Source organism: Halocatena pleomorpha (genome assembly GCF_003862495.1).
Taxonomy (GTDB): Archaea; Halobacteriota; Halobacteria; order Halobacteriales; family Haloarculaceae; genus Halocatena; species Halocatena pleomorpha.
The window spans coordinates 218,091-234,769 of the sequence record NZ_RRCH01000028.1 but is presented as its reverse complement, the minus strand read 5'-3'; the positions used below and the strand labels follow the sequence as shown (position 1 = coordinate 234,769).

At 52.0% G+C, this 16,679-nt stretch carries 23 protein-coding genes; 10 read left to right on the top strand and 13 right to left on the bottom strand.

Features of this window, described 5'->3' with window-relative positions:
- Positions 1 to 55: 55 nt before the first annotated feature.
- Positions 56 to 472 carry a hypothetical protein gene (locus tag EIK79_RS13055; protein WP_124955549.1) on the top strand — a complete coding sequence of 139 codons (417 nt, stop codon included), beginning with the start codon at positions 56 to 58 and terminating at the stop codon, positions 470 to 472.
- Between the two features lie 77 nt (positions 473 to 549).
- Here EIK79_RS13055 and EIK79_RS13050 read toward each other — a convergent pair whose 3' ends face one another.
- Positions 550 to 1,110 (bottom strand): class I SAM-dependent methyltransferase, encoded by a 561-nt coding sequence (locus EIK79_RS13050; protein WP_124955548.1) that lies wholly within the window; start codon positions 1,108 to 1,110, stop codon positions 550 to 552.
- Between the two features lie 2 nt (positions 1,111 to 1,112).
- Positions 1,113 to 1,553 carry a DUF302 domain-containing protein gene (locus EIK79_RS13045; RefSeq protein ID WP_124955547.1) on the bottom strand — a complete coding sequence of 147 codons (441 nt, stop codon included), beginning with the start codon at positions 1,551 to 1,553 and terminating at the stop codon, positions 1,113 to 1,115.
- A gap of 413 nt (positions 1,554 to 1,966) precedes the next feature.
- On the opposite strand from EIK79_RS13045, the gene EIK79_RS13040 reads away from it, so the two are divergent.
- The 3 genes from EIK79_RS13040 (at position 1,967) to EIK79_RS13030 (ending at position 4,815) form a co-directional block, all read left to right on the top strand.
- On the top strand, positions 1,967 to 2,851 hold the full coding sequence (locus EIK79_RS13040) for a DsbA family protein (RefSeq protein ID WP_124955546.1): 885 nt from the start codon (positions 1,967 to 1,969) through the stop codon (positions 2,849 to 2,851).
- Positions 2,852 to 2,866: 15 nt separating this feature from the next.
- A complete protein-coding gene (locus EIK79_RS13035) occupies positions 2,867 to 3,439 on the top strand; it encodes a hypothetical protein (RefSeq protein ID WP_221621750.1) in 573 nt (190 codons plus the stop codon).
- A gap of 206 nt (positions 3,440 to 3,645) precedes the next feature.
- A complete protein-coding gene (locus EIK79_RS13030) occupies positions 3,646 to 4,815 on the top strand; it encodes an MBL fold metallo-hydrolase (RefSeq protein WP_124955544.1) in 1,170 nt (389 codons plus the stop codon).
- Between the two features lie 283 nt (positions 4,816 to 5,098).
- Here the strand turns inward: EIK79_RS13030 and EIK79_RS13025 are convergent, their stop codons facing one another.
- Entirely contained in the window at positions 5,099 to 6,352 is a 1,254-nt protein-coding gene (locus tag EIK79_RS13025; RefSeq protein WP_124955543.1) for a Cdc6/Cdc18 family protein, read from the bottom strand.
- A 641-nt stretch (positions 6,353 to 6,993) separates the two neighbouring features.
- The gene (locus EIK79_RS13020; protein WP_124955542.1) at positions 6,994 to 7,815 is read right to left on the bottom strand and encodes an aldo/keto reductase; all 822 of its coding nucleotides are present in this window, start codon (positions 7,813 to 7,815) and stop codon (positions 6,994 to 6,996) included.
- Between the two features lie 306 nt (positions 7,816 to 8,121).
- Here EIK79_RS13020 and EIK79_RS13015 point away from each other — a divergent pair, with 306 nt between their 5' ends.
- Together EIK79_RS13015 and EIK79_RS13010 are read left to right on the top strand one after the other, a co-directional pair.
- On the top strand, positions 8,122 to 8,316 hold the full coding sequence (locus tag EIK79_RS13015; RefSeq protein ID WP_124955541.1) for a hypothetical protein: 195 nt from the start codon (positions 8,122 to 8,124) through the stop codon (positions 8,314 to 8,316).
- Between the two features lie 66 nt (positions 8,317 to 8,382).
- Positions 8,383 to 8,946: a metal-dependent hydrolase gene (locus EIK79_RS13010; protein WP_124955540.1), complete on the top strand. Its 564-nt coding sequence runs from the start codon at positions 8,383 to 8,385 to the stop codon at positions 8,944 to 8,946.
- Between the two features lies 1 nt (position 8,947).
- On the opposite strand, the gene gfo6 is transcribed toward EIK79_RS13010, so the two are convergent.
- Together gfo6 and EIK79_RS13000 are read right to left on the bottom strand one after the other, a co-directional pair.
- Positions 8,948 to 10,006, bottom strand: coding sequence for a D-xylose 1-dehydrogenase Gfo6 (gene gfo6 / locus EIK79_RS13005; RefSeq protein WP_124955539.1), 1,059 nt, complete (start codon positions 10,004 to 10,006; stop codon positions 8,948 to 8,950).
- Positions 10,007 to 10,079: 73 nt separating this feature from the next.
- Complete coding sequence (locus tag EIK79_RS13000; protein WP_124955538.1) at positions 10,080 to 10,439, bottom strand: cation diffusion facilitator family transporter; 360 nt, start codon at positions 10,437 to 10,439, stop codon at positions 10,080 to 10,082.
- Positions 10,440 to 10,845: 406 nt separating this feature from the next.
- Here EIK79_RS13000 and EIK79_RS12995 point away from each other — a divergent pair, with 406 nt between their 5' ends.
- Entirely contained in the window at positions 10,846 to 11,229 is a 384-nt protein-coding gene (locus EIK79_RS12995; protein ID WP_124955537.1) for a hypothetical protein, read from the top strand.
- 90 nt (positions 11,230 to 11,319) lie between these two features.
- Here EIK79_RS12995 and gvpM read toward each other — a convergent pair whose 3' ends face one another.
- Genes gvpM through EIK79_RS12960 form a run of 7 tightly spaced genes read right to left on the bottom strand, consistent with a single transcriptional unit; the run spans position 11,320 to position 14,704 of the window.
- On the bottom strand, positions 11,320 to 11,562 hold the full coding sequence (gene gvpM / locus EIK79_RS12990) for a gas vesicle protein GvpM (protein WP_124955536.1): 243 nt from the start codon (positions 11,560 to 11,562) through the stop codon (positions 11,320 to 11,322).
- Complete coding sequence (gvpL, locus tag EIK79_RS12985; protein WP_124955535.1) at positions 11,549 to 12,397, bottom strand: gas vesicle protein GvpL; 849 nt, start codon at positions 12,395 to 12,397, stop codon at positions 11,549 to 11,551. Before gvpL ends, gvpM begins: the two co-directional genes overlap by 14 nt.
- Positions 12,390 to 12,719 (bottom strand): gas vesicle protein K, encoded by a 330-nt coding sequence (locus EIK79_RS12980; RefSeq protein WP_124955534.1) that lies wholly within the window; start codon positions 12,717 to 12,719, stop codon positions 12,390 to 12,392. Before EIK79_RS12980 ends, gvpL begins: the two co-directional genes overlap by 8 nt.
- Positions 12,716 to 13,336: a gas vesicle protein GvpJ gene (gene gvpJ / locus EIK79_RS19380; protein ID WP_124955533.1), complete on the bottom strand. Its 621-nt coding sequence runs from the start codon at positions 13,334 to 13,336 to the stop codon at positions 12,716 to 12,718. Before gvpJ ends, EIK79_RS12980 begins: the two co-directional genes overlap by 4 nt.
- Positions 13,337 to 13,350: 14 nt before the next feature.
- Positions 13,351 to 13,821, bottom strand: a complete 471-nt coding sequence (locus EIK79_RS12970; RefSeq protein ID WP_124955532.1) for a hypothetical protein — start codon at positions 13,819 to 13,821, stop codon at positions 13,351 to 13,353.
- On the bottom strand, positions 13,821 to 14,075 hold the full coding sequence (gene gvpG, locus EIK79_RS12965; protein WP_124955531.1) for a gas vesicle protein GvpG: 255 nt from the start codon (positions 14,073 to 14,075) through the stop codon (positions 13,821 to 13,823). Before gvpG ends, EIK79_RS12970 begins: the two co-directional genes overlap by 1 nt.
- The gene (locus EIK79_RS12960; RefSeq protein ID WP_124955530.1) at positions 14,075 to 14,704 is read right to left on the bottom strand and encodes a GvpL/GvpF family gas vesicle protein; all 630 of its coding nucleotides are present in this window, start codon (positions 14,702 to 14,704) and stop codon (positions 14,075 to 14,077) included. The genes gvpG and EIK79_RS12960 overlap by 1 nt, the downstream gene beginning before the upstream one ends.
- Before the next feature lie 159 nt (positions 14,705 to 14,863).
- On the opposite strand from EIK79_RS12960, the gene gvpA reads away from it, so the two are divergent.
- The 3 genes from gvpA to gvpO all read left to right on the top strand — a co-directional run bounded on the left by gvpA (position 14,864) and on the right by gvpO (position 16,608).
- Positions 14,864 to 15,199 (top strand): gas vesicle protein GvpA, encoded by a 336-nt coding sequence (gvpA, locus tag EIK79_RS12955; RefSeq protein WP_124955529.1) that lies wholly within the window; start codon positions 14,864 to 14,866, stop codon positions 15,197 to 15,199.
- Between the two features lie 95 nt (positions 15,200 to 15,294).
- Complete coding sequence (locus EIK79_RS12950) at positions 15,295 to 15,792, top strand: gas vesicle protein GvpO (RefSeq protein WP_124955528.1); 498 nt, start codon at positions 15,295 to 15,297, stop codon at positions 15,790 to 15,792.
- Between the two features lie 309 nt (positions 15,793 to 16,101).
- On the top strand, positions 16,102 to 16,608 hold the full coding sequence (gene gvpO / locus EIK79_RS19045; RefSeq protein ID WP_303645419.1) for a gas vesicle protein GvpO: 507 nt from the start codon (positions 16,102 to 16,104) through the stop codon (positions 16,606 to 16,608).
- Positions 16,609 to 16,679 lie beyond the last annotated feature (71 nt).

Genomic DNA, 16,679 nt, shown 5'->3' with positions numbered 1-16,679 from the left:
AGAGCCAGCAAATCCCTCCCTGTAGTTAAGTACCCCACACATCTCATTCGAATCAATGTCGCTATCACGAAAGACTGTTGTGAAGGGAGCGACGGTCAGCATTGGGTCGTTCCTCCTATTCGGGATTGTTACAGGGCTTCTCCCGAATCCATTGTACGTACGAATGGTTCCACGGACCCTGTTCGATTACATCTTCCTCGTCGTTACATCACTGTTTGCCGGTGCTTACGTCGCTCAACAGCCCACGACTAACCGTTCTAACGACGACCGTCTCGCGTTCAGTAGTGTCATCGCTGGCTTTCTCGCCTTCGGTTGCCCTATTTGTAATGTTTTCCTGCTGGCACTGTTCAGCAATTCCGTGCTGATGACGTATTTTGATCCGTACCGGCCCGTCTTGGGAGCGGTTTCGGTCGTACTCTTTGCGGGACTGCTCTACTATAGACAGCGCTACGACTGTCAATCATGTGCGTAGATCAGCCCCAGCGTGTGTCACGTCGTGTTGTCGGTAGCAACCGTCACCAAGGTGAAGGATCCTGAGGCGACTTACGCTTACTCAACTGCAGCGACCAACAGGAACGTCTCCTGTCGAGTAGCCGTGTGTTCAATGACAAATCCATGGTCGCGGAGAGAGTCCGCAGCTGCGTCGGCGGTGTACCGTTCGTCAAGAGGTGGACCGTTCTCGCCAGAGCCAGTGGCAGCCCAGTCAATGATGACAAGCCGTCCCCCGGGCCCGAGCACCCGGTGGATTTCCGTGAGTGCGTTGTCACTCACGAATTCATGGTAAGTCATCGTCGAGAATGCGCTGTCAGCGGTAGCATCCTCGAACGGGAGATCATCAATACCAGTCGTCACGAGTTCGACGTTCTCTGGAACGCCCTTTTCTTCGTAGTAGTCATGCATCGCCGCCTGCACGTCAACGGCGTACACCTTGGCGGCGTGGGGGGCGACATCGTCTGTATAAAATCCTGTACCGCTGCCGAGGTCAACAACGGTCTGGTTGGACGAGAGCGAAAGTGCCCACAGCAGTTCCTCAGCCGAGAGGTATCGGTAGCGTCGCTCGGCTTGTTCTAACTTGTCGGCGCTGTCGGCGTCGAAGGTGTGATGACCCATCGTTAGAGTTCCTCAAACGCTTTGTCAACGAGTTCGCCGGTGTCGCCAATGATATCAGCCATCGCGTCGTCGTCTGGGGCTAGTCCGACGAGTCGTGCGATGCGCATGATACTCACGTGATAGACTGTTTGCACACCAGGGGCTTCCTCCCAGACAACGACGTTACACGGGAACAGCCCACCCAATTGATTCTCCGAGGCATCGAGCGCCCGGTCGGCTACGGACGGATTGCACGCACCCAACACATAGTAGGGATCGCGGTCGGCGTTGACCTTCTTATTGAGCAGTTCAGAGGGTGAGAATTCGGTCGGGACGCCAAACCCAACATCGGTAAACACCTCCCGAACATGTTCGATAGCGTCCTCGTGGCTCATCTCTAGAGTAGTTTGCTTTGCGCCGATATCGTCCGGCTCTAACTGAGTTGGGTCGATAGGTAGTGCCATTCGTGTAGTGTATTGTGCTCACAGTGAAATATTTTTCGAGAGCTCTATTAACTACCCAGCTAACCGCTGAATCGTTCGAGATCATGATATCGAGGGATTCGTTTTACCTCACGACAGTGCCTCCTCCGAGGGACTCAGAAACTGCTTTGTCAGTAGTGACGTTTCTCGTGATGATCTTTGTTAGTTCCTTGCGTATTCTGAACCGGTTGACCGTGTTTCAGCACCGATCGTTCTTATGGAACAGTATGTCTACTTAACGGTTTAGTACCGTTCGTGTCCGGTTCGTTGCGAACGCTGATGTCAGTGTTCGTCCTCTCATGGAGTAGGACACCTATATAAATGGACGTGGTATTTCTCGCGTAGAGAAAACGAGAAGTAGATTCAAGAAATTCCCACATCTCTACAATATTGTAATGCCTACTGATGAATCGTCTTGTTCACGGCGAAACGTGATGCAAGGCGCAACGCTCATTCTCGGTACCAGTATTGCTGGCTGTCTCAATCAACTTGGAACTGGGACCGACGACAATCAGTCGTCCACACTGACACAGACGCGAACAACTAGCAACGTTTCGAAAAACAATGGCCCTACACAGTCTACCTCGTATGAGGTTACAGTTTCACAAGATTCACCGACGCCGGCATCGACACCGGCATCGACGCCGACACCCACCAAAGAGATCTCGTCGTCGCTCGTGGCACTCGCAGGGACAACGGAGTACGGTATCAAGTTGGCCGGAACACCAGTACTGGGAAAGGAGGACGCTCCGATCGATATCTACTACTGGTATGATTATCAATGTGCATATTGTAAACAGTTTGAAAAGAAATATCTGCCTGATCTCGTCCAAAACGAGATTAACAATGGCACCGCCCGAATGATCTTGCTCCAGTATCCGAACTACGGTGAGCATTCTTGGACAGCAGCGGTGATGGCCAAATGTCTCTGGGAGTCAGTCAAAGATCGAGCACCAGATGTGTTCTGGAAGTGGCATCATTCGGTGTTTGAACACCAACGCTTACCCGAAGAGAAGTGGTCATCAAAAGATAGTCTTCTCGGCTACGCCCAGAGTATTACAGGCATTAATGAAGATAGTATTAATGAGTGTATAAAACAAAACCGGAAGAAATTCGAGTCAGATATTAGAAATGAACGAAAGCGTTCCCAAGAAGAGGGATTCTCTGCGACGCCGGGGTTCACGCTGTATGTTCGCAAAACAGGCAAACAGGTCAAACTCACCGGAGCACAGCCGTACAGTTGGTTTCAGAGCCATATTCAGTCACTCCAGAATCAATAATCTATGAGTAGTGGTATGTTCACTGGGATCAGTGTAAACCGTCTCAAACGATTCAGAGAGGACTTGTTTGCAGCACTCTCCTATCCGTATCGGTCACTGCAGCGCGCACTCCTCGCAGTTGCATTAGCTATCCTTACATTCGGAGTTCTCATCTTGGCCTCACAGCCACTTGCGTCGTATCAAATGTTTATTGTCGATATATTTAACTATCCTACCATTACAGCATACTTCCATGCTATTGAGCAAGTATTGCTGATGAACTTTCAGGTGACGCTCATCGAGTATGGTTGGGATGCGATTGCGATGAACGCCGTGTATGCCGTTTTGACGGGAATTGCCCTCGTGAATATGATCGCCCAGTTACGGATGTTACAGGTTGGAAGTCTGGCCAACATCGGCGGGATTCTCCCAGGGCTGTTCGCCGCTGGCTGTGCAAGCTGTGGTCCTGGTCTATTCGCTCTTCTCGGCTTTACTGGAGCTGTGACCTTCGTTCCATTTCAGGATACAGTGTTACGGATTGCCGGAATCATTCTATTTCTGTTTTTTCTCGGCCTGTCTGGCGATCCTCGTAACTGCCGGATTGCGTGAGACTCCTTTACTGCAATAGGAGTGACACGACAAACGAGAACTACTGTAGCCGTGAGACAGACCAGTCATCATGTTATTATAAATGCCTCAACATTATTACTACACAACTCATTGAAAAAGCAGCACCGTGACGGTAACGAATAGGATTTCCTTGTGGTGTTTCGACCAATAGACTTAATAATCGCTATTTCATAGTATTGGGTGCAATGGGCAATACTACGATTATGCCTTCGGAAGTCGCTCGCCGCGTCCACGAAGACGACGCCGAGAACTTGCTCGTCCTTGATGTCCGCAACAAGGACGACTACGACGAGTGGCAGATTCCCGAGAGTATGAACGTCCCCATCTATGACGAGTTGCTGGAATACGATTATTCTACACTGGAGACCCAACTCAATGATCTACCGGAGAATGAAGAGATCGCAGTCGTCTGCGTTGGGGGTGTCACCTCGGCGCGCGCCGCTGAGTTCCTCCGAGAGCATGGGTTCGACGCGAAATCGATCACTGGTGGGATGAACGGCTGGGGGCGTGTCCATCGTCAATACGAGATCAAGGATGTCGCCGGGTTGCGTCCGATTGCTAACCGAACGTCACTCAATGCTGTTGATGGGCTCATTCAGATCGTTCGCCCCGGAACGGGATGTGTTTCATATCTTGTCTATGACAACGGTGAGGCCATCGTCGTCGATCCAAGTCAGTATATCGACCAGTATCTGAACGCAGCAGACGAGCGTGATCTCGAAATCGTCGGCGTTGCTGACACCCACGCACACGCTGACCACGTGTCGGGGGCTCGGCAACTCGCCGGTGAACTCGATGTTCCGTATTACCTGCACGAAGACGACACTGGTGATCTCAAAGGCGTCACAGAACTCAAAGACGGTGAAGCGATCACTGTTGGGGACCGACAGCTTAACGTGATCTACACGCCTGGCCATACTCCCGGTAGCGTCTCATTCCAATTCGACGACGCACTCCTTTCTGGAGACACGTTGTTCCTCCGAAGCGTTGGCCGACCCGATCTCGAAGACAGCGCTGAAGACGCTATCCGAGAGGCGGCCGATCAACTGTTCGATAGTTTAACTCGGTTGACGAACTTGGGCGACGAGACTATTGTTCTGCCGGGCCACTTCAGCGATGAAGAGATTCGCCCGCTCGCCACCCCACTCGGAAAACTCCGAGAGGAAGCGACGAATGAACTTCTGAGCTACGTCGAAGCCGGTGACGAAACGGCGTTTGTCGAAACGATCGTTGAGAATCTTGCTGACGAGCCAGCAAACTACAACGAGATTAAGCAGATCAACTGGGGGAAGCAACAGCCAAGCGGTGACACTGAGGCGCTCGAACTCGGCCCGAATAACTGCGCCGCTAACTAAAGTCAATAGTATTTGCGGTCAGACCAACCATCGGAGCGAAAGACCAAGCTGCATGCTGATACAGAAGTAGTCACGAGGAGAAGTGGTCACGAGGGTAACTTACCTTTTAGTGAAGACCGAAGCACGCGACGTACGGCGACCAGACGTGTTTCGCTACGGCGCAAGCTGACAGATACATACACTGACTCGGTGCTGCCACGATAGCAACGGGGGGAGGGGAATCAGAGTGTAACATGCACGAGCATGGCAACGGGGGAGGGGTATCAGAGTGTAAGGAGCTATCCTATTCGAGTTGTTCGGTGATCTCACTCAGTCGGGCATCCTCACCAACCTTATCGATCACGAGTGTTGGATCGACTGCAAGACTATACAGATTCGTCATCCCACGTCCTCGACCACGTCCATGACGATCACCCTCAAGAATGTTTCCATGTACTAAATCATTCAGCTTTTCTCGGAATGTTCCCTGCTGGTAGGTATCTGTTCCAATCAGCTTCGTCAACCGCTTGTACCGACAGTAGAGTTGTGTTGTCCCCTCAGGAGTTTCTCCAGCCAGATCTGCTTCGAGAACGGTCAGTAACGCTATTTTCCGCTGTGTGGTTTCACCACGGATTCCTTTCCCGATCGTTTCCTCCTGAATCTCTTCACGAGCGTTCCGTACGTGGGTCTCCTCAACAGTCTCGCGTCCATCGTCCAGTGCCAAATCACACGCCGTCGACAGGAGATGAATGGCTTGTCGAGCATCCCCCGTATCTTGCCCAGCGAGGGCTGCACAGAGGGGAATAACATCCTCCGTGAGGACTTCACTCCGAAGATGCTGTGAATCCTTGATGCTGTCTTCGAAATACGTGTTTCGGAGAGCATGAGCGGCTCGTCGAGCAAGAATGTCCCGAAGCTGATTCGCGTCGTAGGGGCTGAACACGACTTCCCGACTTCCGAGTGAGGATCGGATATCAGCGTCGAGATTTTCGTGGAACTGGTAATCGTTCGTTATGCCGATTACCCCTACTGAAACCTTCTCGATTGAGGCTCGGGGAAGTTCGTAGAGAACGTAGTCGTCTTGTTGAATTCCATCAATCTCGTCAAGAACTATAATTACCATGCCCCCAATTACCTGAAGATCCTCTGAGAGCATCTCGAATAGTTCGACTTTAGTTGGGCCACGTGGCTTTTCAACGGTTTTGTTGTACCGTACTTCACGCGCCTTCTTGACGAGTTCAGCAAGCACATTCCATGATTTGCCGGCCCCCTTACAACTGACGCGCAACACTGTGAGAGTGATGTCATCCTCGCTCGCCGCCCACTGCTGGAGTTGCTCTGTTTTGAGGTTCACCCCGACGGTCTTCCCTTGTCCAGTTGGACCGTACACGAGGATATTCCTCGGTGATCCACCAAGAGTAATAGGTCGCAATGCCGAGTGAATCCTTGAGAGTTCGTCCTCTCGCTCCGGAAGTTCGGTCGGTTTGTACGTATCCGGCTCCGGATCGAGGATGTCGACATTTTCATAAATTCCCTGTTCGCCACCGAAGGATTCCATGAATAAGCGACTCCATACACCGTGTCTATATAAATCCATGGGAGTGAAGAGAGTGAAGAGAGTGATGGGAGGGGGGATCGGAGTGTAAATAGAAGAGAGAGGGGGTGGAGAAAATCGAACATGGATAGTAACATAAAGAGGGGTCTAAACAGGGATTCTAGGAGACAAAGGTAAGTAAGCAATTTCCACGTTAAACGCATTCTTAGCCTATCTATTCTACTATTACCCCTACTTACTTACCTAACGTTAATAGAAAACGTTATAATAACGCGAATATCTCTACGTGATGTCTAGGGGAACCACTGCAATTGCCTTTCTAGGAAATCTCTAGTGTGGGTGTATCTCTAGCCGATATTATGGAAGTCACCCATCGCTGACGTGGAGGTTGGACGGGGGAGGGGGGACTGCTGTAGAACGTTACACTCTGATCCCCCCTCCCCCTCCCCCCCACTCACATCTCTTGTTATAGAAACTGAAGTCACACCGGCACCGTCTTCGAGGCCGAGAGTCCGGAGTGGCTGTAGTTCGTTCACTAACTCCCCGTCGCCTATGTCGCTAGAATAGGAATAACCCACATCGTCGGGGACAAGCGCCGTGCTCCGTTCAGTCACACCAGAAGGCAGAACCAACAGCCAACGTCTCTATTTATTCCATGGGCCGTGATCAGGATCGATACACCGTTTTTCACGTTCAATCGCGTCGATCGTCGTGATGTCGTCTGCATCGAGTTCGAGATCCTGAGCCTCGACGTTGCTTTGAAGGTGGTCTTCATTCATCGTCCGTGGGATGACGGCGACGTTCTCCTTCGAGAGTAACCACGCGAGACTTACTTGCGCTGGACTCACGCCGTGTTTGTCCGCAATTTCTTGTATTTCCGGGACGTTGAAGATCTCTCCTTGCGCAAGCGGCGAGTAGGCGACGAGCCAGTGGTCGTGTTCGTAAGCGTACCGGTGTAGTTCTTCCTGTTGGAGCAGGGGATGCATTTCGACTTGGTGAGCGAAGACGGGTGCACTGAGGATTTCCTGTGCTTCATCGAGTAACTCCGGGGTGAAATTGCTCAATCCCACGTGGCGGATCGTTCCTTCCTCGTAGAGACGGTCATACGCTGGAAGAACGGTTTCATGATCGTAGACACCAACAGGCCAGTGGACATATAACATGTCTACGTAGTCGAGACCAAGACGTTCCAGACACCCGTTGGCGGCCGCGAGGATATCCTCTGTATCAGGGCTAGGCCCCGGAACATCAACGTGGACCGTTTTGGTTGAGACGAAGATGTCTTCACGGGAGACGGACGCGTTTTTGAGTCCTTCACCGACGTATTCCTCATTATCATAAATCTGGGCTGTATCAATATGGCGGTATCCAACCTCAAGTGCTGATTCGACGATCCCCGCCCAATAATCCTTGTTGTCGTCTGAATATGTCCCAAGACCGAATTGTGGGAAGTCGTTTGCCGGCATATGTATGAAAGTTCAGTGAGCACAGAAGACTCTAGTGGTTTCGGAATCGTGGCCGTGGCAAGAGAGTGGTATTCTCACCTCGTGTAGGAATTCCCAGAAATAGGCCGGATCTATGCTCGATTCTTGTTGCTCGGGTCATAAACTGTGATCCTCTGAGCCAGAACCACGCCGGTACTAAGATTCCACCTTACTATACTGTGAAATAATTAATTTTATTAAGATTATCATAGGATAATATTTGTAGTAATAGACACCCCATAATATCAAAATATATTTAAAATATCTATGGTTATTAGTAGCCAGACAATGACGCTTGCATCACGGAAGTCGAACGATTTCGACGCGGCACTGCCCAAACTATTGTATGAAGGGTGGGTAACCCCTGCCCAGACACAAATACCGATAGCAGAGTACTTGACCGCGGAGGTTCCATGGCAGTACATCGTCCAACGGCTTAGCCGTCTAAGCGACCCCGATCACGATCGGAGTGACCGGTTATGAGACGTAGGATTGTCACCCGACCGTTGGAGGGACTGGGGATGATGATATCCGAGGTGAGTAAATAGCATGTATAAACGAGGACACTTCGGGATCGGGTTACTGGTCCTCGCTCCGATACACTACGTGTTGCTTCCTGAGCGGCCGATGCTGGCACTGTTAGTCTCAGGGATCCTAGTAATTCAGGGGCTCCCCGACAAAGACCAGGGAATCAGCTGGCTCGAACACCGTGGGACGAGTCATTCGTTGTTCTCAGCGGTGCTCAGCGGTGCTGTTTGCGCAGGGGTAGGGTGGGCTGTTGGTGAGTACTTTCTCTCCCCGACTGCGACCTGGCTATCGACTGTAGCGACATCCACTGGAACGCCTGCCGCGTGGTGGGGAACTCAACTGACGATGTACGACGCCCCGACAATGGCTGTAATCGGGTTTGCTGTTGGAGCAGGTGGGATTGTGACCCACCTACTCGGGGATATCATCACACCAATGGGATTGCAGCCGTTTCGCCCGTTTTCGGAGCGCCAGTACAATGTTGCGTCGATCCCGGCAGCGAATCAGTACGCGAATAGTGGGTTCTTCGTGCTCGGCTTGCTGGCAATGCTAGTCGCACTCACGTCGGTGTACAGTGTTCCTTAAGCTACAGGCTAACCTGCGTACTTGTCTCAGCGGCGGTGTAGGCGGCTTCGATGATCCGGAGATCGGTTCGTCCTTCTTCACCATCACACTCACATTCTATCTCAGTGTGGATACAATGGGCGAAATAGTCGAATTCTTCACAGACTTCATCGACCGGTGGACCTGTGTAATGAGCGTGAGTCTCACCACGTTCGATGATAATCTCCTGTGAGACATCACCTCCGAACGGAAAGCGGAGCAACAACTGCCCGTCCGTCCCGAGAACGTGAAGTCGACTGTCTGGATGGGCGTTGAAGCTCGCGGTACAGGAAGCGGTCTCCCCCTCTGGAAAGGTAAGTTGGACGGCGGCGTGCTCATCAACCAGATCAAACGGCGGACCTGACGAAGTAGTTTCGGCGCTGACTGCCACAGGATCAGCATCGAGTAAGAATCGGCTCGTGTTCAACGGATACACGCCGAGATCCATGAGCGCTCCACCGCCCGCGATGTCGGGATCAAGTCGCCACGACTCCGGATCAGTGTATTCAAGAATCTGTGTAGAGAAGCCGCTGTGGATCTGGACCGGTTTGCCGATGACACCGTCCCTGATCGCTTCGCGCATGCGTCTGATTGCAGGTTCCGTCCGTAACCGATAAGCAGTCATGAGGACGACATCTGTCGAGACATCAACCATTCGTTCAGCTCCCTTAAACGTCGCCGCCAACGGTTTTTCACAAAGAATATCTTTTCCTAATTGAGCAGCAGTTTCTGCGTACTCTAGGTGGAACGCTGGTGGTGTGGCAATGTAGACGGCGTCGTACGCTTCTGCTGCCTCACCAGCGTGGTACGCCTCGTAATCGATAACCCGATCGATGGCGAGAGTGCTTGAGAGATCAGCAGCCTTCTGTGGCGAGCCACTGACGAGCACGGTCGCTTCACAGAACTGTGCGTCGCGGATCGCAGGCAGTGCTCGTTCACGGGCGAATTCACCAAGACCGATCACCGCAATCCGAACGGTTGCTACATCGGATGTCTGCCAATCTCGACTCGTGAATTCGCCAAAATACCTGTTGAGGTCCATGGCAGGATATACCACGTTCATCGGCTAATGTGTTCTCCCAATATCGGAGTTAATATTAATTATAATGTATAGATTATCCCTGCAGAACGTAGACAGATCCGACGTTGATGAGACGTCCCCCAGTCGCTAGTACTGGTGTCATCATAGGGTCGATCTCAACCGGCGAAAGATAGCGCTGGTATGATTCGTATACGAGGAAGAGGACCATCGGCACAAGGAGGATACCGTTGAGAAACGCCGCAAACGGTTCGACTCGGAAGAGACCGAACGTCCACCTGCCAGATGGGTTTGATCGGCGTGCAATAATCATTGCACCGAGGGCGATGATGTACGCCAAAGCATCAAAAAGCATGTGTAGGGCATCGCCAACGAGCGCAACCGAGCCAAACACGATTCCACCAAGTAATTCAATGATAAATCCAATAGAATCAATTGCTACGTCCGTGACTCGTTATTGCCCCTCAACACGTAGACTAACCGGGTGAACGGAATAGAAGTTGGTCTCACGTAACTAAGTTGCTGCCGGCGGCGAGTTGGGCAGTCCCTGGGCACCGTCACGGTTGATATCGTTTTTCTTGATTGTTATTCGTCTGTCTGTGGGGATGCACCCACCACAGATAGCGCTGCTTTCTCTAGCATATATTATTAATCAACACTATCATACCATGATCGAATAAAACGGGCCTGTCGCGGCTGAGTCATCGAGTGGCTGGGAGGAGATCGTGCTGGCTGCTCTTCGCAGGGCTGGTACTGTCTCTCGTTCACGCAGCCGAAAACGCTTTATGAGATACTGCTTATGCTGATATGAGGGCAGTTATTACTTCGATAAAGGTGAGAAGATGTCTGTAACAAGAAAAATTGCGAGCGCAGTTGGATCAATTATTGGTCAGAAAATAGGTGATGTATTTGGACAAAAGCTTGAAGCAGTTATTTCGTCCCAGAGTATGGATGAATCGGATATGAAAGACGAAGAGCCGTCACATCGTACGACCGCCATCGGGTATCTTCGAAACGCGCTCACATCGACCAGCGTGAATGAGGTGGAACGTAAAGATGAATCTGGAGTCAGTGAAGACGAAGAGGCGATAGACACCAAAAGCGAGTCGGATGATGAGAAATCACAGGGCGACCCATCTGAATATCTTGATGATATATCGGATGCGGAACTCTGGTCGCTTACGAATCAACTCTTAGACGAACTCGATAGACGGCAGTCAAAGTGAGCACCGGTGTCAATCCACCTCAGCGCCAATATATCTCACCGCAATTGGGTGACCAAACTACACATCTACTATTTATTCGCTCTGTTTCGACTACGGTTGATCTTCTCCGGTGAATTCGTCACGGGCTCGACGCCGGTATTGCCAGTCCCAACCCTCAAAAATCCCGTATTCGGTCATCGTGGTCATACCTGCAAGCGCTGCTCGAAGTTTGAGTCCGACGAGCGGGATGTCAGCGACGGTGATGATAGCGTCGGCTTCGAGAACGGCCCCGTCGCGGAGGATCACGTCAAGTAGGTCAACGACCGCGTCGTCGTCCCGTTTAGTCGGTCGCATGTTCACTCTCCAGTTCGTCTCCGATCGCCGGCGTGAACGTATAAGGCGGCCACGGACCAGTAAAGCGGACCGTGACCCCGGGTTCTGCGGCGACGTCGTCGAGTATGTCACCAATCTCCTTCTCGCGGTTTTCATGCGCGAGCAGCGTCAGCCGAGTCAATTGGGAAGTCATTCGGTCGCTTTCATCACCCTTGCTATCTGTGAGATTGATCGACCGTTCACCGGTGTCTCGATCATGTATCTCGTAGGTGATATCTGAGAGACGATTGCGAAGGGTTCTCGCCCGTTCATCACGCCGACGGCGCTTCAACGTGGCAAGGCGCTGGTTGTATTGTTTTTCGAGCAGGAAGTTCGTGCCGTCGCCGCTTCCGGAATCATTGATACGCGTTGTGAGTTCTTGGAGCCGCTCGTCTCTTTCTTCGAGACCAGCTTCGAGTTCGTTATCTTCTATCATGACATCTATGTGGTACTCCCAGAGGCCGGAGAGCGTGTCGAGATAACGAGAGAGCGCATCTGCCTCCTCGTACGCCCACTCACGAACGCGATCATCATTCCCTTGAATGATCGTATCGAATCGAAATGGCAGTGGTGTCCCAAAACGTTCACCGACAGCATCGACCACTTGCTGGTGTTGAAGCAGCCATTTACGAAGGAGATCAACCTCGTCAGTATCGTATAAGTTATTGCACTCGTGGACGACCACTCCTACATCATCAATAGGAATGAGTGTTGTTGGCTCGTCATCAACACCTGTAACCGAAAAATCGGGCTTTTGATCGGGAATTGATACGGCACAGTAGAGGTAGCGACCCTCTTTGATGGTAGTGTCATTCATCCTTGAACAGGCTATAACCAGGGTGTGATTGGTGTGAGTCGTCGACTCGGTGGACGAGATCGTCAACGAGTCCGTTTAGCTCGCCACGAAGATCGTCGACCGATCTGTCGATTCCTTCGTCAGTTTTCAACCGATCAATCTCCGCTTCGAGCGACGCAAGCTGTGTACCGAGTCGCTCTACCTCCTCGTCAGTGAGCATCCCGGACTCCATTCGACGGAGTGCTTCGCGTTCCATCGCATCCACTAGTAGCTCAACGAGCGTCACGACGAGCGTCATGAGCCCGTCGCGTGCGTTCTCGCCGTCGACATCGATCCTCGTCATGGCTCTTCTTCAGATTCGTCCCACTCGTCGGCGTTCCCGTCATCGTCTGACTCGGTCGCGTCGGATTCGTTAGTTTGGTTCGATGGAATGTCAATGCCCAAGCGTCGCGGGCGTGGTCTCGTCGATACGGCTGGATCGATCCACGGACAGTCCGTAGAGTACATCTTCTCGTCCGTCTCTAGGTCGTCTTGATCCCCAGTGATCGGTGGGGAATTCAGCCATGGGGCGTTGTCCGTGATCGGCGGCTGGAAAAGCGGTGCAACGGGTGTGCCACCGTCCGGTTCTTGTTCCCGTTCTTGGTCTTCGAGTTCAGAGACTTGGCTCTCCTGCTCCTCTTCGTCGCTTTTTGTGTGTGTGTCGATCGTTTTCTGTCCAGCAGCTTCTGCAACGCGTTGCATATCCGTTCCGGTGGGGAATTCGAGACCATACTTCGAAGCCGTCTCAAACGACGCGAGCGCCGCCCGGAGCTGGATTCCCAAGAGTTCGGCGTCACCGATCGTCACCGCAATGTCGGCGTTAATGACGACGCCTTTCTCAAGTAGCATCTCGACGATTTCTGCCAAATCATTCTGTGTTCGAGTCGGACTGTTGTTCCGATTTCTATGTTGATTACTCATTAGCATCACCTATGTCACTTATTAGTATCATTTCTCCGCTGAAGTCGAATTTCGAGTACACCGTTGTTGAATCGTGCGTCCACGACCTCGAAGTCGCCGTGACGGAGCGGGACTCGCGCTATTAGTTCGCGGCCAGTGGCAACCACGAAAATAGGTTCACCATGCATATCGGTGATGCCCCCCGCCAGTTCTTCCGGAGTGATGTTTTCGTCACAGAGGTCAACCACGACTACTGCTCCGATGTCGTCGTAACGGACAGTGGTCGGGTTGCTTTGCGTCGGCACACTAATCGACCGCCGTTCGATTTCGCTGTCGGCTAGTGTGCCGATCCCGATCGAGAACTCGTGACCGACGCACGTCCGTCCGATGTCCGTGTCTCCACTGTTCACTCCCTGGTATCGTCCGTCCGTTTCTGTGAGTACTCCGAGCAGGCCATTGAACAGCGATCCGATGCCGTGATCCGATTGATTATCGTCGTTCGTCATTACCGTTTCACTGTGACTTTACCGCTGATCGCCTTTCGGGCCTGTTCTGCGACATCGAGCTTGCGCTCCAATTCGAGCCGTCGCTGGTCGTACTCCTCGTGAGAACGTTCACCGATTTCATACAGGAGACGATTTTCTTTGATGTCGTCCTGGATCTCGTCGATGTCGTACAGTTCATCGATCGCCGTTGACCGGATAACATCGGCCAGCGTGAGGAACGGTCGAAAGAGGAGATCGTCAATAATAAATGTCATTATTGTGCCCCGATCTCGATATCGATGAAGTTGTACGGTGCCCACGGACCGCTATACTGAACGGATAGGTGGTCGTCGTGTTCTGTAGCGATCTCGTCGATCGCGGTGTCGAACGCGGTTTGTTGATCATAATCGACGAGATATGAGCGGTTCATTACGAGACGGTCGCTGAACAGGCCGTTCTCTGCCTCCTGTACACTCACACCTTGAAGCCGAGCAGCGACATCTTCACGAACTGTCTCCCGATCGAAGGTGGCGTTCTCATCAGCGATGAGTTTCACCCCAAGTTCGACCGTCCCGTCTATCTCGTGTAGCGCGCGATTGAACATTCCCCGGCCGCCGCGAAGCACGTTCTTAAGCGTCCGTTCGTTTTTGAACACCATCCCGAAGCGCATCGGAACGACCGTTCGCTTCCCGTCCTCCATGGCCGTGCGCAGGACATTGTCGTGCGCACGGAGATTCTCGTCCGTCTGCTCCGGTTCGAGCGTATCAATGTCACTCACGACGGCTGCCAGCGGTCGATGATGAACCGTATACACACGGCTCGCACTACCGACGCCGCTAATCTCGAGATCATACTCTTCGTCCGCGATAATCCCGTACGCGTAGTAGTGTGGTGAATCGCTCATGATCGGACTTTCTCGACTGCCAGTCGATGGTTATATACACTATAAATCTGGAGTAATAATATAGTGCCAGCAAATGAAAGCCTAGATCACGCGTTCTGGTAGCACTTGTATATGCCACCTCAAAGGATAAAAATAGTTATGGTATAAAATCATACCGCGATGAGTTCGAATACAACGTGTCAGTGCCGAGGCCAGCGTCCAGATACGTCGAGCCTCGTTGAGGTCATCGATCGTATCCTTGACAAGGGCGTCGTCATCGATCTCTGGGCGCGGGTGTCAATCGTCGGCATTGAAATCCTCACAGTTGAAGCACGCATCGTCGTTGCGTCGGTTGATACGTTCCTTCACTATGCAAAGCATATATCAATACTTGAAGAAGTATGCGAATCCGGTGACCTAGAGGATCTCAAAAACCTCGAAATCGGAACTTCACCGATGGTAGAGTCGGAACCGGAGAAGTCTGAGCCGCAAGTCGAGCAATCCGAGGCACAATAACAGTATGACGACGATAAAGTGGCAGACCAGATCGAACGCACAGCGTTGTGCTCTGTGGTAGGATGACCAAAGCAGAGTGATTAGAGCAAGCGACCATGACAGCCATCGACCCGAGCGAACACACGATAGACGAGTTGGAGAACGAGATCGGAACGATCGATGATCCAGATGAACTCCAGTCGATACTCAACGCCGAGGAAAATGACAAAGATCGAAAGGGTGCAAAGGCACTCATCGAGTCCCGACTGAGCGAAGTCAAAGACGGCGAAGGAGAGAGGGCACCGGAGACTGACTCCGGGATCAATGAGTCAGCACTCGCGGACGGAGAGGCAGACCTCATCGACATCAGAAATCGTGTTCGGGAGATTACAGCAGATCTCATCGGCCGCGATTTCGACGGAGTCAGTGCAATTCGGCGTGAGGAAGACAACTGGGTTATCGTCGTCAATCTCATCGAACGTCACTCGGTACCCGACACGCAGGATATCATGGGGCGCTATGAGGTCCACCTCGACTCTGACGGCGACATCACTGGCTATCACCAGCTGAACCGATATCGTCGTAGCTACACCGATTACGAAGGATGGTGTTGAATGGTTCGAAACGCCCGTTTCGACTTCGCAGCCGGTCCGCTGTGTGCCCATCAGAATCAGTGTACTGGTTAACTTGTCACGTAAGTTATAAATGAAATTTCATATAGAACGTCAGACGACTCTCGGATATCGAAACGCTCAGCGACGAACGTTTCCGTTCGACACCGGACGTACACGGGTGTCATCCACACCCACCGTCGAATCAACATTTATCTCCGTCGTGCCGATCAGACGATCACAGACTCACAATTAACAATGACTTCTTCAAACCAATCATTCACGAGTGATGAAACGAACAGCGAGGAGAGTGTGGCCGAAACCATAACGAAACTCGAATCCACGCTTAATTCCCAGAACCGCGTCGAAGCTAGAGACGAACGCGAAAACAACAACGGAACCCACGAACCGGAAGACAATGACACTGATACCGAAGCAGAAAATGGCGAAAGAGATGAGAATGGAGAACCACATGACAGCAGTCCTGAGGACGAAGGGACAGAGGATACGGAACGATCGGCAGAAACGGACACTGAGGAAAGCAGCATGGACGAAATGGGATTGATTGAAATTCGTGACCACGTTCGAGAGGTGGCGCCGGACCTCATCGGCCGCGATCTCGACGGCATCGCGTCCATTCATCGCAACGACGAAACGTGGACGGTCGCAGTCGATGTTGTTGAGCGTCACTCGGTGCCGGATACCCAGGACATCATCGGGCGCTACGAGATCCATCTTGATCCCAACGGTGAGATTCGAGAGTACGATCGCACAAGTCGGTATCGCCGGGGCGATACCGGACTGGTGAACGTGGACTGATCGGCGTCAGAAACATCCAACTCACTTGTTCTTGGAGAAGGGTTGGACACCAGTCAGTAACTATACTTCTA